Source organism: Solimonas sp. SE-A11, assembly GCF_030345715.1.
Taxonomy (GTDB): domain Bacteria; phylum Pseudomonadota; class Gammaproteobacteria; order Nevskiales; family Nevskiaceae; genus Solimonas_A.
In genome coordinates this window covers 188,614-206,272 of sequence record NZ_JAUASX010000002.1, presented here as the reverse complement: position 1 = coordinate 206,272, position 17,659 = coordinate 188,614, and the positions used below count along the sequence as shown (strand labels likewise).

Below are 17,659 nucleotides of genomic sequence, written 5' to 3'. Positions count from 1 at the left end.
TGCGAATGATGCCCTCAGGCGCGCTAAAATGCGCCACCTCACCCCAACCGCGTAATCCATGAAACCGATTTCCCTGACCCGCTACCTGATCGAGGAGCAGCGCGCCGGCCGCATCAACGCCGACCTGCGCCTGCTGATCGAGGTCGTCGCTCGTGCCTGCAAGAGCATCTCCCACTCCATCGGCAAGGGCGCCCTCGGCGGCGTGCTGGGCGATGCCGGGACCGGCAACATCCAGGGCGAGGCACAAAAGAAGCTCGACGTGCTGTCCAACGAGATCCTGCTGGAAGCCAACGAGTGGGGCGGCCACCTGGCCGGCTGCGCCTCCGAGGAAATGGACGACCCGGTCAAGATTCCGAACGTCTATCCCAAGGGCAACTTCCTGCTGCTCTACGATCCGCTGGACGGCTCGTCCAACATCGACGTCAACATCAGCGTCGGCACCATCTTCTCGGTACTGCACTGCCCGGATGGCGTCACCGACCCGGAAGTCGAGCACTACCTGCAGAAGGGCAGCACGCAGGTCTGCGCCGGCTACACCGTCTACGGCCCCAGCACCCTGCTGGTGCTGACCGTGGGCAACGGCACGCATGAGTTCACCCTGGACCGCGAACTGGGCAGCTTCCTGATGACCAAGCGGGGCATGAAGATCCCCGAGGACACCAAGGAATTCGCCATCAACATGTCCAACCAGCGCCACTGGGAGGAGCCGATGAAGAAGTACATCGCCGAACTCCTGGCCGGCAAGACCGGCCCGCGCGGCAAGGACTTCAACATGCGCTGGGTCGCCTCCATGGTGGCCGATGTGCACCGCATCCTGACTCGTGGCGGTGTCTTCATCTACCCCAAGGATCTCAAGGACACCAGCAAGCCAGGCAAGCTGCGCCTGATGTACGAGGCCAACCCGATGAGCTTCATCGTCGAGCAGGCCGGCGGCGCTTCCACCACGGGCCTGCAGCGCATGCTCGACGTGCAGCCCACCGCTCTGCACCAGCGCGTGCCGGTGTTCCTCGGCTCGAAGAACGAGATCGAGGTGGCCACGCGCTATCACCTCGAGGCGGCGGGCAAGTAAGCCGTCGTTGCTGCAACGAAAAAGCCCCGCTGAAGCGGGGCTTTTTCGTTCTCGCGGGAGCCGGCAATCTGGCTGCTGCAGGATCAAGCGCGCGGATCAAACCCCGCGTACCGCTTCGCCATCTCCTCGTAGAACGCCTTGTCCTCGTCGCCTTCGGCCGGCGGCGTGACGATCTGCAGGCTGACGATCTGGTCGCCCGCCGGCGTGCCGGGCAGGCCACGGCCCTTCAGGCGCAGCTTGCGGCCGGTCTGCGTGCCGGCGGGGATGGTCAGTTCCACCGTGCCGCCCAGCGTCGGCACCGGCACCTTGGCGCCCAGTGCGGCCTCCCAGGGAGCCAGGTTCACGTGCACGGTGACGTTGCGGCCGTCGAGCTTGAAGCGTTCGCTCGGCGCGAACTCGATCTCCAGCAGCAGGTCGCCTCCATGGCTGCCCTGGCCGGACAAGCGGATCGACTGGCCGGCGGTCACGCCCTTGGGGATGCGCACGTTGAGCGTGCGGCCGTTGACCGACAGCGTCTTCTGCGCTCCCTCGTAGGAGTCTTCCAGCGCGATGGCGATCTTGGCGCGGCTGGGCTGCGGCGCACCGCCGCCGAAGCCGCCGCCCATGTCCTCGAAGCCGCCGCCGCCCATCTGGCCGCCGAACAGTGTCGAGAAGAAGTCGGAGAAGTTGCCGCCGCCAGCGCCACCACCGAAGCCCGGGCCGCCACGGGCGCCGCCGCGCGGGCCGCGGCCGCCGCCGGCACCGAACATCGACTCCCAGCCCGGCGGTGGCGTGAACTGCTGGCCGCCTTTCCAGTTGGGGCCCAAGGTGTCGTAGGCCTTGCGCTTTTCGGCGTCGCTCAGGACCTCGTTGGCCTCGTTGATCTCCTTGAACTTGTCCTCTGCACCCGCGGCCTTGTTCTTGTCCGGGTGGTACTCACGTGCCAGCTTGCGATAGGCGCGCTTGATCTCGTCTGCCGAGGCAGAACGTGCGACGCCGAGAATCTTGTAGTAGTCCTTGTATTCCACTGTGCTTCCGGGAAAAGGGTGAAGGTATCGCCATCATAGATGGGGATGCACCGGCGCGCGTGCAAGGTGGCGGACCAACGAAAAACGGGGCGCTTTCGCGCCCCGCCCGATACGGCCTGGATACCGCCTGCCGCTTCAGTGCGTGACCGCGATCTTGCGAGCCTGGGCCTGCGGGCGCTTGGGGATCGTGATCTGGAGCACGCCGTTGCGGTTGGTGGCGCTGACGGCCTCGGAGTCCACCGTGTCCGGCAATGCGAAGCGGCGGTGGAAGCGGCCGGTGGCACGCTCGACGCGGCGACGTTCGACGCCCGCCGGCTCCGCGGCCGCAGCGCGGCTGCCGCTGAGCGTCAGCACGCCTTTCTCCAGCGTGAGCTCGATCGTCGCCGGATCGACACCCGGCACATCGGCAGTGAGCACGAACCTGTCGGCGTACTCCTCGATGTCCACGGCCGGCGCCCAGTCGGCGGTGGCGCCGCTGGAATCGTCTTGTGCAGCGCGATCGACCGCGCGGTTGAACTCACGGAACAGCGCCTGGTGCAGGCCCCAGGGCTCGTAGCGAAGAATGCTCATGTACAACCTCCTCAGATCAGTTCGGCGACCGTCGCCGTTGACTTTGAAGGTGAGGATCGCATTCTCGATTTCAAGACCCCTTGACCGGCTCGGCAGCACGCGGCGGTGGAGGAGGGGTCGTGCGGATCACTTCCTCTACCGTGGTCATGCCGGTCCACACCTTCTGGCTGCCGGCCACGCGCAGAGGCATCATCCCGCTGCGCATCGCGGCATCGCGCAGGTGTACCGGATCGGCGTCGTCGCGGATCGCTTCCTTGAGGCCCGGGGTCATGGTCAGCATCTCGTAGATGCCCGTGCGTCCGAGATAGCCGGTCTCACGGCACTCCAGGCAACCCACGGCTTGGTGAATCTGCTTCGGCGGTTCGATGCTCGCTCCACCCACCAGTTCCTGCCAGGCGCTTACATCGGGTTCCACCGGCTTCTTGCAGTGCTTGCACAGCTTGCGCAGCAGTCGCTGCGCCACCACGCCGAGCAAGGTCGAGCGTAGCAGGTACGAAGGTACGCCAAGGTCGAGCAGGCGGGTCACCGCGCTGGGCGCGTCGTTGGTGTGCAGTGTCGACAGCACCAGATGTCCAGTGAGCGCCGCCTGTATCGCCACCTCGGCGGTTTCCAGATCACGGATTTCGCCCACCATGATGATGTCCGGGTCCTGGCGCATCAGCGCGCGCACGCCGGAGGCAAAGGTCAGGTCGATGCCAGGATGCACCTGCATCTGGTTGAAGCGCGGTTCCACCAACTCGATCGGGTCCTCGATCGTGCAGACATTCACCTCGGAGGTCGCCAGGTGTCTCAGCGTCGAATACAGCGTGGTGGTTTTGCCCGAGCCGGTAGGGCCGGTGACCAGGATGATGCCGTGGGGCTGGTCGATCATGCCCTGCCAACGCACGCCATCGTTGCCCGCAAAACCCAGTTCGGCGAAATCCTTCACCAGCACTTCCGGATCGAAGATGCGCAACACCAGCTTCTCGCCAAACGCCGTCGGCAACGAGGACACGCGCAGTTCGATCTCCTTGCCGTCGGGCGAGCGCGTCTTGATGCGGCCGTCCTGAGGCTTGCGTTTCTCCGCCACGTCCAGGCGCGCCAGGATCTTGAGGCGGCTGGTCACGGCGGTACCGACAGTGGCCGGCACCTGGTAGACATCGTGCAGCACGCCGTCGATACGGAAGCGCACGTTGGTGGCGTCACGGCGTGGCTCGATATGGATGTCGCTGGCACGTTGCTCGAAGGCGTACTGCAACAACCAGTCGACGATCGCGACGACATGGTGATCGTCCGCCGTGAGCTTGCCGCTGCGCCCGAGCTGGGTCAGTTGTTCCAGGTTCTGCACGCTGCCCAGGGCCGGGCCGCTGGCCCTTTCCTTCTGGCTCGCTTTCACCGAGCGCGCCAGGGCGTAGAACTCCACCAGGTAGCGCTCCACGTCCAGTGGGTTGGCCAGCACGCGGCGGATCTGCTGCTTGAGATGAGGCTGGAGGTCGCGCTCCCACTCGCGCAGGTACGGCTCGCTGGTGGCCAGCACCACCTCGTCGGCGGTGACCTTCACCGGCAGGATCCGGGCGCGCGTCGCGAACGCGTAGGACACCACCGAGGTGACCTTGCCCACATCGATCGACAAGGGGTCGATGCGCAGGTAGGGCAGTTCGGCCCGCTTGGCGAGCCACTGCGTCAGCACCTCAAGGGTCAGCTTGCGGCCCGGCATCTGCGGGTTGTCCCAGTCCGCGGACGCGATCACCGCCAGCGGATGGCGCGTATCGGGGTGGCTGGCCAGGCGGATATGCAGTTCCCGGGTGGCCTCGCGCGTTACCAGTCCGTCGGCGAGCAGGGCATCGAGCAGTTCCGGCAGGTCCAGGCGGTGTTCAGGGATGGGTCTGTTCATCCCGCCAACTTTACACCCCGGCGCCGGAGGCCTGTGAAGCGATACCGTTCCGCCCCATGGTCCCCGCAGGATTTGCCCCACCCGCTTTTGCACCGCACAATTCCGCCCGTACGCCGCCGCATCGGCGGCCTGATCGACTGGATCATGCTGTGGCCTCCGGGCCGCGGCCTGCAAGAGGGATGCGTCTATGAAGTATGGAATCCTGCTGCTCAGCCTCGGGCTGAGCGCCTGTGCCGGCGGCCTGCTGCAGCGAGAGAGCTCGGTCGAGGTCAGCGAGGTGGCGCGGTCCTCCCAGTGCAACAGCCAGGGGCCCGAAACGCGCATCAGCCTGCTGCGGGATACCGCCGCCGTCACGGCCTGGCAGGAGCAGCGCGGCGTGGACTTCAATGGCGCCCGCCTGCCGCAGGGCCCCTTTGCGCTGGTGGAGATGGGAGAGCGCAACAGTGGCGGCTACGGCTTGGCGATCAGCCGTTTGGCCGGCCGCCGCAGCGGCGACCTGATCCTGCGCGGCACCTTCGTGGCCCCGGGCGCGGACGACATGTCCACCCAGGCCATCACCAGCCCCTGCGTGCTGGTCAGTCTGCCGCGGGAGGGCTACGACACCATCGAGATCGTCGACCAGGACGGCCGCCTGCGCGGCAGCGTCGCGGCGGCGCCATGAGCCTGCGTCGCCTGTGGGGGCTACTGCTGTCGGCGGTGATGCTGCCGGCCGCGGCGCAAACCGCCGCGCCCGCCGCAAAGCCGGGCATGGTGCCCACCGAAGTGGTGGACGCCTTCCAGGCCGCCCTGGCCAGCGGCGACCGCAAGGGCGCGGTCCAGTACCTGGCCTCGGACCTGATGATCTACGAGCAGGGCTTCGTCGAGCGCGGGCGAGATGCTTATGCCGCGGGTTCCATGCCCAACGACATGACCTTCGCCAGCCTGGTGAAGCGCGAGGTCCTGCGGCGCGACGCCTGGGAAGACGGCAATGTCGCCTGGGTGCTGACGCTGAGTTTCGTGACGGGTGATTTCGGCGAGCAGAAGCTGGCGTTGGTCAACACCGAGACCCTGGTGCTGCGGCGCACCGACCTGGGCTGGAAGATCGTGCACATCCACCGCTCGGCGCACCCGCGCGCCGAGGGCGAAGACCTGCCGGAACTGCCGCCCAAGGCGGCCGTGCCCCCAGTTCCGGCCTCCGTGCCGGCACCGGCACCTGAATCCGCGCCGACGGCGCCGAACCTTCCCCAGGGGGAGTGATGCTGCAATTCCTGCCCGCGCCGCTGCTCGGCGCCGTCATCTTCAGCTTCCTGGTGATCAACACCTGCTTCTGGATCGTGCCGGTGTACCTGCTGATCCTGGTCAAGCTAGTCACCCCCTCCGGCGCGCCGCGCGATGCCGTGTCGCGCTGGACCGCCGCTCTGGCCCAGACCTGGGCCGGCATCAACAGCTGGGCCGTCGGCACGCTGATGAAGACCGAGTGGGACATCCGGGTCGAAGGGCAGCTCGACCCGCGGGGCCAGTACCTGGCCTGCGCCAACCACCAGAGCTGGAACGACATCGTCGTGCTGATGAAGACCTTCGGCCACCGCGCACCGTTCTTCAAGTTCTTCATCAAGCAGGAACTGATCTGGGTGCCGTTACTGGGGCTGGCCTGGTGGGGCCTGGACTACCCCTTCATGAAGCGCTACAGCGCCGAGAAGCTGGCCAGGCATCCGGAACTGCGCGGCAAGGACGTGGAGACCACCAAGCGCGCCTGCCAGAAGTTCCGCAACCAGCCGGTGATGGTGCTCAACTTCCTGGAAGGTACCCGTTTCACGCGCGCCAAGCACAGCCAGCAGCAGTCGCCCTACCAGCACCTGCTCAAGCCCAAGGCCGGCGGCTTCGCCTTCGCCATGAACGCCTTCGGCGAGCGCCTGAACTCCCTGCTGGACATCACCATCGTCTACCCGGGCGGCGCCCAGGGCATCTGGGGGCTCATGTCAGGCCAGGTGCCCAAGGTCATCGTCGAGGTGCGCCAATTGAAGATTCCGCACGAGCTTTACAACGGCGACTACGAGAACGACCCCGCCTTCCGCCAGCGCTTCCAGGCCTGGATCGGTGAGTTGTGGGAGCGCAAGGACCGGCGCGTCGGGGAAATCCTGGCGGGGCAGTAAGCCTAGATTAAGCCGCGCGGTGCAGCCGCGTCGGCTTGAAGAACTTCTTGGGCCACGACTCCCCGGATACTCATGAAGAAGCTCGCATGCGATCTAGAAATTCGTACGGAAGATCGTAGTTCGCGGCAACATCGCAAAGAACCTCAATCATCGCAAGGCGCAGCGCCAGTTCAAGCTCTTCTTCAGTCATGGATTTAAGCCGTGGGCCATCAAGCGAAACAGCAAGATTCAAAGTGCTGTGCTTTTTGTTGATGTCCCACCCCTCGGGGTTGAGGTTCTCCACATCGACATATCGCATGATCAAGCTGACTGTCTTGAACGGGGCGCTGCCCAGGAAGTTGTGCTTCTCTAGCTCTGCTTCAATGTTGTTCCGGGCGCGCAATGTGGCTTGCCCTACGTTACGAGGCGCCATGCCTCGCTGGGTGGACGAACCGCCAACAAGCAACTGGCGCCTCTTCTCTTCAATGCTCATGGTCGTTCTTCGCGGCTCAACGCTTAGGTTCAGGGGCGGCCTCACCGAAGGCGATGGCGTCCCACTGGAACCTGCTGTTGGGTCGACGGTCCTGCATCATGGATTCTCGCAGTCGCCGCCAAACGCGGCCTCGAACGCCGAGAATGTTGGCGCGACTAACCAGATATCATTAGGGTCCATACCTATAGCGGGAACCATATGCAGCCCCTTAGGCGTGCCCGAAAGAGCAAAGACGAATAACTCTCCGCCGCCATTGCTCCCTACCGCAATAAATTCGGGACAATAGATATTTATCTGATACTGATCGCTGGCGACCGGAATGTCTTCCGACGGCCACAATGCGAAGTAGCCAGGCTCGACACCAACAAAACCCTCACCACCATTTGAACGCGCCAAAAATCAAGATAGTCGGAAGGCAAGCCGGGGAAGCCGTGACGCAGGCGCGCGATCTCGCTTGGCGGAGCAGGAGAAGCCAGATCGTATTTGAGTTTCATGAGGCCCAGCGCCAATTAGATTTCATTCTGATGCCTAATCTGGGGCAAGTGCTGGCAAGTCCTTGACGTAGAAGCAATCACCGTCGAGTTACACGTCATGGATTTCTCCTTCCATATCGATTTGGAAATGGCCGCTAGAACGGGCTGAACCTTTCTGATGCTTGCTCCACTATCGCGCCTCCGCGTTGCGGCGACAAGCAGGCAGTGAATCGATGGTTAGTCTGATGGCCGAATCAGGTATCGGGATGAGCGGGGACGAGGTTCATGCAAGCTTCTGGAAGCAAAAAGGCCCGCGTCGCGGGCCTTTTCCGTTTCAGCAATCACCCAACACCTATCGGTCCGGTGCTGGCTCCTTGTCCTGCAGCAGGTACATCGCCACCTCACCGAACAGGTTCGGCCGCAGGCGGATGCGCCAGCCCTCGCGGTGGCTGCGGTTGAGCATGCGGCGGTCCAGGATGCGCCAGCCGATGTCCTCGCAGAGCCGCTCGAAATCGTCCACCGAGCAGAGGTGGATGTTCGGCGTGTCGTACCAGCGCTCGTTGAGCGTCGGCGTCACCGGCATGTGACCCTGGGCCAGGCCCATGCGCACGCGCCAGTGCCCGAAGTTGGGGAAGGTGACGATGCCGAAGCGGCCGACGCGCAGGATCTCCTCGATCGCCAGGTCCGGTCGTTGCAACGCCTGCAGCGCCTGCGTCATCACCACGTAGTCGAACGACTGCGACTCGAAGCCCTTGAGGCCCTCGTCGAGATCGGCCTGGATCACGTTGATGCCCTGCTCGACGCAGGAGGCGACCTTCTCGGGGTCGATCTCCAGGCCGTAGCCGGTGACCTGGTGCGTGCGCGCCAAGTGCGCCAGGAGCTCGCCGTCGCCGCAGCCCAGGTCGAGGATGCGCGAGCCCGGCTTGATCCAGTCGCAGATCAGCGCAAGGTCGGGACGCAGGGCAGTGGTCATGCGGTCTCCTGAGCCACGCGGGCCAGGTAGCCGCGCAGCACGCGGTGGTACTGCGGGATCGGCATCAGGAAGTCGTCATGACCCAATTGCGAGTCGATGAGCGCGTAGGACACGTCGCGGCCGGCATCGACCAGCGCCTTGACGATCTCGCGCGAGCGTTGCGGCGAGAAGCGCCAGTCCGACGAGAAGGCCACCACCAGGAAGCGCGCGCTGGCACGGCGGAAGGCCGCCGCCAGGTCGTTGCCGTACTCGCGCGCCGGGTCGAAGTAATCCAGCGCCTTGGTCATGATCAGGTAGGTGTTGGCGTCGAAGCGGTCCACGAAGGACTGCCCCTGGTAGCGCAGGTAGCTCTCCACCTCGAACTCGACGTCGAAGTTGTAGCTGGGCACGGCCGTCTTCAGCTCGCGGCCGAACTTGGCGCGCATGGCCTCGTCCGACAGGTAGGTGATGTGGCCCAGCATGCGCGCCAGCTTCAGCCCGCGCGCCGGCACCACGCCCTGCTCGTAGAAATGGCCGCCGTGGAATTCCGGGTCCGACAGGATCGCCTGGCGGGCGATCTCGTTGAAGGCGATATTCTGTGCCGAGATCTTCGGTGCGGCGGCGATCACGCAGGCGTGGCGCACGCGTTCCGGGAACTCGAGGGTCCACTGCATCACCTGCATGCCGCCCAGGCTGCCGCCGATGATCGCGGCCCAGCTCTGGATGCCCAATTCGTCGGCCAGCAGCGCCTGCGAACGCACCCAGTCGCGGGCCGTTACCAGCGGGAAATCGGGCCCCCAGGGCTTGCCGGTCTCCGGGTTGATCGTATTGGGTCCGGTGGAACCGCGGCAGCCGCCGAGATTGTTGAGCGCAACCACGAAGAAGCGGTTGGTGTCGATCGGCTTGCCCGGGCCCACGCAGTTGTCCCACCAGCCCGGCTTCTTGGCGCCCTCGTGGTAGCCGGCCACGTGATGGTCACCGGACAGCGCATGGCAGATCAGGATCGCGTTGGAATGCGCCGCGTTGAGCTGGCCGTAGGTCTCCACCATCAGCTCGTGCTGCGGTAGCGTGCGGCCGCAGTCCAGTGCCAGCGGATGCCGGATCAGGACCTTGAAGGGCTGTACCAGGCCGACCGAGTCGGCAGGGTAGGCTTCGCTCATCGGAACATGCCGGGCAGCGGCACCAGCCGCACCACCACCTGCAGTGCCAGGGCTACCACCAGCGGTGACAGGTCCAGTCCAGACTGCGGCAACAGGCGGCGCACCGGGCGCAGCAGCGGCTCGTTCATGCTCCACAGCACGTTGCTGGCCGGGTTGTTCACGCCCGGGCCGAGCCAGGACAGGATCGCCTGGATGGCAATGGTCAGCGTGTACAGGTTGAGCGTCATGGTGATCAGCTTGAGCAGCGCGTACCACATCGCCGGGTAGCGGCTCAGGCGCAGGTTCAGGATGCCGCTGATCGTGTGCACGTAGACCAGCGCGATCAGGAACACCACCAGCAGCACGCCGAGGTTGAGGTTGCGCCAGGGCGGCAGCACCCGGCGCAGCGAATCGGCCGGGTAGCGCGTGGCCTTGAAGATCATCTGCGACAGCGGGTTGTAGAAGTCCGCGCGCACGTATTGCAGGATCACGCGCAGCAGGAACAGCCACATCACGATGTCGAACACCGCCGTGACGAGGAAGTACAGCGCGTTGGTCGCGTTGGCGCCCATGGTCTTTCCTCAGGATTGTGCGTCGAGCAGGTCGCCCAACTCGCGGCTGCGGTTGGCCGCGGCGGCCAGGGCCTCGTCGAAGCTGCGGCGCAGGCCGGCAGCCTCCAGCGACTTCACGGCCGCCTCGGTGGTGCCGCCCTTGGAGGTCACCTGGCTGCGCAGCTCCACCACGTCGCGCGCGCCCTCGGTGGCCGCCATCTGCGCCGAGCCGGCAAAGGTGTGCAGCGCCAGGCGGGCGGCGGTGTCGCGGTCCAGGCCCAGCTTCTCGCCGGCCTCGCGCAGGGCTTCGGTCAGCAGGAAGAAATAGGCCGGGCCGGAGCCGGACAGCGCCGTGACGGCGTCGATGTCTTCCTCGCGCTTCAGCCACACCGTGGCGCCGGCCGTGGCCAGCACCGTCTCGGCCAGTTCACGGGCCGGGGCAGGGGTGCCCTCCACGGCATACAGGCCGGTGATGCCCTTGCCGATCAGGGCCGGGGTGTTGGGCATGGTGCGCACGTAGTGGGCGGCCTCGCCCAGGGCGCGGCGCAGCCGGGCCAGGCGCACGCCGGCCGCCACGGAGATCACCACACAGCCGGGGTCGGCCTGCAGGCCGGCCAGGGCTTCGCCCATCTGCTGCGGCTTGACCGCCAGCACCAGGGCGCCGGCACCGGGCACCACCTCCGCGGCCGTGGAGCGAACCTCCAGGCCGAACTGCCGGCGCAGCCATTCGGCGCGCTCGGCCACGGGTTCCGCCACACGCAGGCGTTCCACCGGGTGGCCGGCGGCGATCAGGCCGCCGATCAGGCTGGCCGCCATGTTTCCACCGCCAATGAAGGCAATCGTCTGCAGCATCGTTCTAGGGGGCGTCCGGCAGGGTGCGCAAAAAGGGAGCGTATGATATTGCACCCTGCCCGCTAACACTATGAGCCAGAAAAAGCCCTCCGCGGACGTCCAGAAGCTCCTGTCCAGCTACCGCAGCCGCATCGAGGCGGCCCGGGTCTACGACGTCGCCATCGTCTCCCCCTTCGAGGAAGCGCCCAAGCTGTCGGCGCGCCTGCAGAACCGTGTGCTGCTCAAGCGCGAGGACCTGCAGCCGGTCTATTCCTTCAAGCTGCGCGGGGCCTACAACAAGATCGCCAAGCTCAGCGACGCCGAGCGCGCCCGCGGGGTCATCACCGCCTCCGCCGGCAACCACGCCCAGGGCGTGGCCCTCGCCGCCAAACGCCTGGGCCTGACGGCCTGGATCGTGATGCCGCGCACCACCCCGCAGCTGAAGGTGGACTCGGTCAAGGCGCTGGGCGGCAAGGCCATCCTGCACGGCGACGCCTACGACGACGCCCGCGAGCACGCCCTGAAGCTGGTGGAAGAGAAGGGCATGACCATGGTCCACCCCTACGACGATCCGGAAGTGATCGCGGGGCAGGGGACCATCGCCAAGGAGATGCTGGAACAGCACCCGGAGCCGATAGACGCCGTGTTCGTGCCCGTGGGCGGCGGCGGCCTGCTGGCCGGCGTCGCGGCCTGGATCAAGGCGGTGAGCCCCAAGACCCGCATCATCGCCGTGGAGCCGCAGGACTCCAACTGCTTCGATGCCGCCTGGAAGGCCGGCCGCCGTGTCACGCTGCCGCAGGTGGGGCTGTTCGCCGACGGCGTCGCGGTCAAGCAGATCGGCGAAGAGACCTTCCGCGTCGCCCGCCACCTGGTGGACGAGACCATCCAGGTCAGCGTCGACGAGATCAGCGCCGCCATTCGCGACATGTTCTACGAGAAGCGCGCCCTGCCGGAGCCGGCGGGGGCCCTGGCCGTGGCCGGCATCAAGCGCTGGGTGCAGGAGAGGGGTGTCACCGGCAAGACCCTGGCGGCCGTCATCTCCGGCGCCAACGTCAACTTCGACCGCCTGCGCCACATTGCCGAGCGCGCCGAGCTGGGCGACGAGGCCGAGGCCCTGCTCGCCGTGACCATCCCGGAGAAGCCGGGCAGCTTCAAGGCCTTCCTCAAGCATATCGGGCGGCGTACCGTCACCGAGTTCAACTACCGCTTTGCCTCGGCCCGGGAGGCCCACATCTTCGTCGGCGTGAAGCTGACCGAGGGCCAGGCCGAGCGCGAGGCGCTGCTCGCGGGCCTGCGCGAGGCTGGCTATTCCGTGACCGACATGACCGGCAACGAGATGGCCAAGCTGCACGTGCGTTTCATGGTCGGCGGACGCTGCCCGGGACTGGCCGACGAGCGCCTGTTCCGCTTCGAATTCCCCGAGCGCCCCGGCGCCGCGCTGGATTTCCTGCAGGCGGTGGGCTCGCGTTGGAATATCTCGCTGTTCCACTACCGCAACCACGGCGCCGCCTACGGGCGCGTGCTCTGCGGGCTGCAGGTGCCGAAGAAGGAATGGGCCGAGTGCCGCCGCTCGCTTGACGAACTCGGCTACGAGTATGTCGAGGAGAGCGACAACCCCGCCTACAAGCTGTTCCTGGGCACCCAGCCCTGAGCGGTAACCGGGCCGTTCACCCGGCCTGGAGCCATGCGCAAAGAAGCCCGCGGATGCATGGCACCCGCGGGCTTATTCCTTGGCGGAGGGCACAGGTGCCCGGCCGTCCCTGGCCAGTCCCTCGTCCCTGTCCCGTCTTGGGCTAGAAGCGGAACTCCAGGCCGGCGGAGACCATGTCGAGATCCGAGCGACCCACCTCGTAGCGTTCGTATTCGGCCTTGAGCGCAAAGCTCTGTGCGATCGGGAAGGTCAAACCCGCACCGTAGAACAGGTTGTCCTTGTCGTCGTCGATCTCCTGGCTCACGTTCTGGCCGTCGACTTCAGCGAAGGCGTAGCCAACCTTGCCGTAGATGCGCGCGATCTCGCCCAGCGGGATGCCCGCCGTCACGGCCAGCGTCCAGGCCTTGGCGTCCGGGCCATCACTGTTGCCGCCCAGGTTGCCGAAGTTCACGTAGCCGATTTCGCCGCCGATGATGCCGGCATAGCCGCCGGCCATGATCTTGTAGCCGTCGTCGGAACCGTCGAAGTTATCGTTGTCGAAGCTGGCGCGACCATAGCTGGCGCCGAGGTAACCGCCCATCTCGGCCGCCGCAGCGGTACCTGCCATCGTCATCAACATCACCGCTGCAGCCATCGTCCTGATCCGCATGTCGCACCTCCATGTGCTTGTGGAGATCCAAGACTGTGACGCAGCGCCTTGCTCGACGCTGAACGGAGGGAACCAATGGGTCGGGCCCAGCGTCCTGTGCAGCGGCGCATGCATGCCGGATGCAGGGTTGGCTTGTCAGCTCCTTGCAGAAAGCCGTCTCACTCCAGCGACAGGATATGGTCCCAGTGCTCCTTGCCAACCGGGATCACCGAGAGGCGATTGCCGGTGGCGAGCAGGCGGAAGTTGGCCAGCCTCTTGTCGTCGCGCATCTGTGCCAGCGTGACCGGGCGCTTGAGCTTGCGCTCGAAGCTCACGTCCACCAGTAGCCAGCGTGGCTCTTCCTGCTTCGACTTGGGGTCGTAATGGTCCGACTTGGGGTCGAACTGCGTCGGATCGGGGTAGGCCACCGACGCGATCTTCATGATGCCGTAGACGCCCGGCACCTCGCAGGACGAGTGATAGAACAGGGCCTTGTCGCCGGGCTTCATGTCGTCGCGGAACATGTTGCGCACCTGGTAGTTACGCACACCGTCCCAGGGCGCGGTCTTCTTCCCCTTGAGGTCGTCGATTGAGAAACAGTCGGGTTCCGACTTCATCAGCCAGTAGGCCATCGCATCAGCTCCTGAATACGAGAAAGGTCTTGTCGGTGACGACGGCATCCAGCCGCACGTCCCAGGGTTCCGCTGGCAGCGCCGGCGCCTGTTGCAGCGCATAGGCGTAGCCCACCAGCCAGGGACCGCCGCCACGCCGCATCGCAAAGGCGCGATCGTAGTAGCCGCCGCCGGCACCCAGGCGGTGCCCCTGCGCATCGAAAGCGCTCAGCGGCAACAGCACCAGGTCCAGGCCCGCCGCGCCGCGCCGCTTGCCCCGCAGCGCCGGTTCGCGGATGCCGTAGCGGTTGCGGCGCATGCGGGCGGAAAGGGGTAGCTGCTCGAAGTGCAGGCGATGCCCGTCCAGCACACGCGGCACGTACACGGTCTTGCCAGCGGCGCGGCAGCGTTGCAGCAAGGGTTCGGTATCGAGTTCGCTGCCGTGGGCCAGATACAGCGCCAGATGGCGCGAGCGGCGGAACAGCGGGCTGGCGGCCAGGCGGCGGGCGGCGCGTTTGGCGGCGCGGCGGCGCTCGGCCGGCGCCAGCGCGGCACGGCGGCGGCGGTATTCGCGCCGCAGCTGTGCCTTGGAATCAGCGGTGTCTCCCGCCAGTGCCGTCATCGACTTTTGACCTTGAGACTGAGTCTCAAGTGGGCGCCGCACCGGGCTTTGGGCTTCCCACTACGGGGTGGGCCTGCACGCCAGCCACGGATAAAGCTCCCTGGGTGTTTAAATAGGCTCAAGGGTACCAAGCCGACATCGCACACCGCAGGAGACACCTGGTGCAAGGATACCATCGAATGTCTCCGCAGATGTTCCGTCGTCGGCTTCAACGCACCGTGTGGCGGCCACCGACGAGCGCTTACTCCAAAGACAGCGTGGAGTCGATGTCCAGCGACATCTGGCGCAGCTTGGCCAGTGCTTCCGGGTTGACCTGGGTCACACCTTCGACGCCTTTGAGTTCAAGCAGTTCGCGCGCAATGTTCAGGGCGGCCATCACCGCGATGCGCTCGCTGCCCAACGCCTTGCCGCGCTTGCGGATGGTGCTCATGCGCTCGTTGAGGTAGTCGGCCGACTTGACCAGCGCCTCGTGTTCCTCGGGCGGACAGGCCACGGCGTATTCCTTGCCCATGATGCGCACGGTCACGCTCAGGGGTTCGTCCTTGTGGTCCTTGGGCGTCGGGCTCATTGGGGCGACTCCTGCTCGGATTCCAGCATGCGGACTCTCTCGACGATGCCCTCGATCCGGCGGCGCAATTCAGCGTTGAGCGCCAGCAGGCGATCACGCTCCTGCAGGGCACGCTTCTGTTCCAGCCGGGCCTGCCGGTAGGCGGCCAGCAGGCGCTGCGTGCGTTCCTCGAGCTGTTGGACTTCTTCTTCGAGCATGCCGGTCACGGGCAAAAAAATGGGCGACGGCCTTGAGTATAAGACCGTCGCCCACTCTTAGACAGTTGGGGGTGCCCTACAAGGGCCTCCCCGTCACCCTCAGCGGATCAGGATGAACAGCGCTCCCGGGCCACGGCGCACGTGCAGCAGCAGTTCCGTTGCCTTGGGGTTGGCCAGCTTGGAGAAGTCCTCCAGGTCCTGGACCGGGCGGCGGTTGACCGCGATCACGATGTCGCCCGGACGCAGGCCGGCGCGGGCTGCCGGGGAGCGGGGCTCCACCGCCTGCACCAGCACGCCGCGGGTATCGCCAGCGTTCTGGCGGGCCGCCTCGTCCAGCGGGGCAAAGGTGGCGCCTTTGAGCTGCGGATGCAGGTTGGCCGTATCGGCGGCGATCTCTTCCTCCTTGCCGATGCTGACCGTCAGCTCGCGCGGCTTGCCTTCGCGCAGCACCTTGAGCGTCACCTTGTCGCCGATGCGCATCAGGCCTACGCGGTTGCGCAACTGGGCGAAGTTGTCGACGGCGCGGCCGTTGGCCTCCAGGATCACGTCCTCGGATTTCAGGCCGGCCTTGTCGGCGGGCGACTTGGGCAGCACGCGGGTAATGACCGCGCCGCGGGTGCTGGTCAGGCCGAAGGCCTTGGCCAGGTCCGGGGTCAGGTCCTGGCCGTTGATGCCGATGCGACCGCGCTGGATCTCGCCATTGGACACCAGTTGGTTCATGACCTCGCGCGCCAGGTTGGTGGGGATCGCGAAGCCGATGCCAATGTTGCCGCCTGAGCGCGACAGGATGTTGCTGGGGATGCCGACCAGCTCACCGCGCAGGTTGACCAGCGCGCCGCCGGAATTGCCCGGGTTGATCGAGGCGTCGGTCTGGATGAAATCCTCGTAGCCGCCCTCGCTGATGCCGGTCTGGCGCGACAGGCCCGAGACGATGCCGGAGGTCACGGTCTGGCGCAGGCCGAACGGCGAGCCGATGGCCACCACGAAATCACCCACCTGCAGCTGGTCGGAGTCCGCCATCTTCAGCGCCGTCAGGTTGTCCGCCTTGATCTGCAGCACGGCCACGTCGGTGTCCGGGTCCTTGCCGATCAGCTTGGCCTCGAATTCACGGTCGTCGCTGAGGCGCACCGAGATGCTCTCGGCCTCGGCCACCACGTGGCTGTTGGTCAACACGTAACCCTTGGCGGCGTCCACCACCACGCCGGAGCCGATGGCCTGGGACTCGCGTTCCTGCGGCTGCTGCTGTTGCTCTGGCGCGCCGAAGAAGCGGCGGAAGAAGGGGTCCTGCATCAGCGGGTTCTGGATTTCGACCTTGGAGGTGACCGAGATGTTGACCACCGCTGGCATCACCACCTTGAGCATGGGCGCCAGCGACGGCACGCCTTGCTGGACGGGGGGTACGGCCTGGACCACGGCCCCGACCGGCGGCAGGTCGGCGCGAGCCGCCTGGGGATTGCCGGACAGCAATGCCGCAGCGCCGATGATCGAGGCCGAAACGGCCAGCGGCGCAAAGATTTTGATCGCAAAATTGCGTGACATGTCGGGTGGTTCTCTGGAAAGAGCCGCCAACGGGCGGCGATCGCTATGACCTTGCAGCCTGCAGCGAGTTTCCTGCCGTGGCGTGCTTATTTCAGGCTGAAGCGCGGATTCAGGCTGTAGCGTCCGTTCAGGCGGGCCTGGGCCAGCACGTGGCCGTCCAGGGCCTTGCGCACCTCGGCCAGGCCGAAGGCGCCCTTCACCGGCGCCGACTCCAGGTCGGTGGCATAGAGTTCGAAGCGGTAGTGGTGGACGCGCGAGTCGTTCCAGGGCGGGCAGGGGCCGTCATAGCCCAGGTAGCTGCCCTCCATCGCGGCGTCGCCCTTGAACCAGCCGGTGTAGTCGTTCTGGCCCTGGCGGCTGCCTTCCGGGCCAGCCGGGGCGGTCTTGCCGCGGGCGGTCACGCCATGGGAGCAGCTGCCCTCGGCAATCTCGGCCACGTCCGCCGGGATATCCACCACCGCCCAGTGCAGGAACTCGCCGCGCGGCAGGTCGAAGGGCACCTCGCGGCCCGGCTGGTTGACGTCGTCCGGGCGGGTCGGCACGTCGCCGTCCACGCACAGCAACACGAAGGACTTCGTCCCCTCCGGCGCGCCGGACCAGGCCAGCTGGGGGTTGAGGTTCTTCGACAGGCGTACCCGATGCTTGGGGTCCTTGACGCAGAACGCCAGGCGGCCGGGGAGTACGCCGTTGTTGCGGAAACTCGTGCTGGTCAGTTTCATGTCCTTCTCCAGGTTCTTTTGTTGCCAGTCGGGGATTCAGGTTGCGGCCTGTCGC

At 66.2% G+C, this 17,659-nt stretch carries 21 protein-coding genes and 1 other RNA gene; 5 read left to right on the top strand and 17 right to left on the bottom strand.

The annotated features are described in order from the left end of the window. Positions 1 to 58: 58 nt before the first annotated feature. A complete protein-coding gene (locus tag QT386_RS04440; RefSeq protein WP_289272534.1) occupies positions 59 to 1,069 on the top strand; it encodes a class 1 fructose-bisphosphatase in 1,011 nt (336 codons plus the stop codon). An 83-nt stretch (positions 1,070 to 1,152) separates the two neighbouring features. Here QT386_RS04440 and QT386_RS23340 read toward each other — a convergent pair whose 3' ends face one another. The 3 genes from QT386_RS23340 to QT386_RS04425 all read right to left on the bottom strand — a co-directional run bounded on the left by QT386_RS23340 (position 1,153) and on the right by QT386_RS04425 (position 4,519). Next, positions 1,153 to 2,076: a DnaJ C-terminal domain-containing protein gene (locus QT386_RS23340; RefSeq protein WP_289272533.1), complete on the bottom strand. Its 924-nt coding sequence runs from the start codon at positions 2,074 to 2,076 to the stop codon at positions 1,153 to 1,155. Positions 2,077 to 2,211: 135 nt separating this feature from the next. Beyond that, positions 2,212 to 2,646, bottom strand: coding sequence for an Hsp20/alpha crystallin family protein (locus tag QT386_RS04430; protein WP_289272532.1), 435 nt, complete (start codon positions 2,644 to 2,646; stop codon positions 2,212 to 2,214). Between the two features lie 70 nt (positions 2,647 to 2,716). Further along, positions 2,717 to 4,519, bottom strand: coding sequence for a GspE/PulE family protein (locus tag QT386_RS04425; protein ID WP_289272531.1), 1,803 nt, complete (start codon positions 4,517 to 4,519; stop codon positions 2,717 to 2,719). A 187-nt stretch (positions 4,520 to 4,706) separates the two neighbouring features. Between QT386_RS04425 and QT386_RS04420 the strand changes: the two genes are divergently transcribed. The 3 genes from QT386_RS04420 to QT386_RS04410 are packed head-to-tail and all read left to right on the top strand — an operon-like array spanning position 4,707 to position 6,651. After that, a complete protein-coding gene (locus QT386_RS04420; RefSeq protein WP_289272530.1) occupies positions 4,707 to 5,180 on the top strand; it encodes a protease complex subunit PrcB family protein in 474 nt (157 codons plus the stop codon). Beyond that, the gene (locus tag QT386_RS04415) at positions 5,177 to 5,755 is read left to right on the top strand and encodes a nuclear transport factor 2 family protein (protein WP_289272529.1); all 579 of its coding nucleotides are present in this window, start codon (positions 5,177 to 5,179) and stop codon (positions 5,753 to 5,755) included. Before QT386_RS04420 ends, QT386_RS04415 begins: the two co-directional genes overlap by 4 nt. Then, complete coding sequence (locus QT386_RS04410; RefSeq protein ID WP_289272528.1) at positions 5,755 to 6,651, top strand: acyltransferase; 897 nt, start codon at positions 5,755 to 5,757, stop codon at positions 6,649 to 6,651. The genes QT386_RS04415 and QT386_RS04410 overlap by 1 nt, the downstream gene beginning before the upstream one ends. Positions 6,652 to 6,721: 70 nt before the next feature. Here QT386_RS04410 and QT386_RS04405 read toward each other — a convergent pair whose 3' ends face one another. From QT386_RS04405 to proC, 6 genes are all read right to left on the bottom strand, one after another. After that, entirely contained in the window at positions 6,722 to 7,123 is a 402-nt protein-coding gene (locus QT386_RS04405; protein WP_289272527.1) for an Imm39 family immunity protein, read from the bottom strand. A 96-nt stretch (positions 7,124 to 7,219) separates the two neighbouring features. Continuing rightward, positions 7,220 to 7,519: a hypothetical protein gene (locus QT386_RS04400; protein WP_289272526.1), complete on the bottom strand. Its 300-nt coding sequence runs from the start codon at positions 7,517 to 7,519 to the stop codon at positions 7,220 to 7,222. A gap of 429 nt (positions 7,520 to 7,948) precedes the next feature. Continuing rightward, on the bottom strand, positions 7,949 to 8,557 hold the full coding sequence (metW, locus tag QT386_RS04395) for a methionine biosynthesis protein MetW (RefSeq protein WP_367401391.1): 609 nt from the start codon (positions 8,555 to 8,557) through the stop codon (positions 7,949 to 7,951). A gap of 8 nt (positions 8,558 to 8,565) precedes the next feature. Next, a complete protein-coding gene (locus tag QT386_RS04390; RefSeq protein ID WP_289272524.1) occupies positions 8,566 to 9,708 on the bottom strand; it encodes a homoserine O-acetyltransferase in 1,143 nt (380 codons plus the stop codon). Then, positions 9,705 to 10,259, bottom strand: a complete 555-nt coding sequence (locus tag QT386_RS04385) for a YggT family protein (RefSeq protein ID WP_289272523.1) — start codon at positions 10,257 to 10,259, stop codon at positions 9,705 to 9,707. Before QT386_RS04385 ends, QT386_RS04390 begins: the two co-directional genes overlap by 4 nt. A 9-nt stretch (positions 10,260 to 10,268) precedes the next feature. Further along, positions 10,269 to 11,090 carry a pyrroline-5-carboxylate reductase gene (proC, locus tag QT386_RS04380; protein WP_289272522.1) on the bottom strand — a complete coding sequence of 274 codons (822 nt, stop codon included), beginning with the start codon at positions 11,088 to 11,090 and terminating at the stop codon, positions 10,269 to 10,271. 70 nt (positions 11,091 to 11,160) lie between these two features. On the opposite strand from proC, the gene ilvA reads away from it, so the two are divergent. Beyond that, positions 11,161 to 12,720: a threonine ammonia-lyase, biosynthetic gene (gene ilvA, locus QT386_RS04375; RefSeq protein WP_289272521.1), complete on the top strand. Its 1,560-nt coding sequence runs from the start codon at positions 11,161 to 11,163 to the stop codon at positions 12,718 to 12,720. Between the two features lie 142 nt (positions 12,721 to 12,862). Here ilvA and QT386_RS04370 read toward each other — a convergent pair whose 3' ends face one another. The 8 genes from QT386_RS04370 to QT386_RS04335 form a co-directional block, all read right to left on the bottom strand. Then, entirely contained in the window at positions 12,863 to 13,369 is a 507-nt protein-coding gene (locus QT386_RS04370) for an outer membrane beta-barrel protein (protein ID WP_289272520.1), read from the bottom strand. 158 nt (positions 13,370 to 13,527) lie between these two features. Continuing rightward, entirely contained in the window at positions 13,528 to 13,980 is a 453-nt protein-coding gene (locus tag QT386_RS04365) for an EVE domain-containing protein (protein ID WP_289272519.1), read from the bottom strand. A gap of 4 nt (positions 13,981 to 13,984) precedes the next feature. Next, positions 13,985 to 14,539 carry a 5-formyltetrahydrofolate cyclo-ligase gene (locus QT386_RS04360; RefSeq protein ID WP_289272645.1) on the bottom strand — a complete coding sequence of 185 codons (555 nt, stop codon included), beginning with the start codon at positions 14,537 to 14,539 and terminating at the stop codon, positions 13,985 to 13,987. Positions 14,540 to 14,558: 19 nt separating this feature from the next. Beyond that, positions 14,559 to 14,738, bottom strand: a non-coding RNA gene (ssrS, locus tag QT386_RS04355) — 6S RNA. A gap of 84 nt (positions 14,739 to 14,822) precedes the next feature. Continuing rightward, positions 14,823 to 15,149, bottom strand: a complete 327-nt coding sequence (locus tag QT386_RS04350; protein ID WP_289272518.1) for a cell division protein ZapA — start codon at positions 15,147 to 15,149, stop codon at positions 14,823 to 14,825. Beyond that, entirely contained in the window at positions 15,146 to 15,346 is a 201-nt protein-coding gene (locus QT386_RS04345; RefSeq protein WP_117291013.1) for a hypothetical protein, read from the bottom strand. The genes QT386_RS04350 and QT386_RS04345 overlap by 4 nt, the downstream gene beginning before the upstream one ends. A gap of 99 nt (positions 15,347 to 15,445) precedes the next feature. Further along, positions 15,446 to 16,885, bottom strand: a complete 1,440-nt coding sequence (locus tag QT386_RS04340) for a DegQ family serine endoprotease (RefSeq protein WP_289272517.1) — start codon at positions 16,883 to 16,885, stop codon at positions 15,446 to 15,448. A gap of 86 nt (positions 16,886 to 16,971) precedes the next feature. After that, the gene (locus QT386_RS04335; RefSeq protein WP_289272516.1) at positions 16,972 to 17,604 is read right to left on the bottom strand and encodes a YbhB/YbcL family Raf kinase inhibitor-like protein; all 633 of its coding nucleotides are present in this window, start codon (positions 17,602 to 17,604) and stop codon (positions 16,972 to 16,974) included. Positions 17,605 to 17,659: the final 55 nt, after the last annotated feature.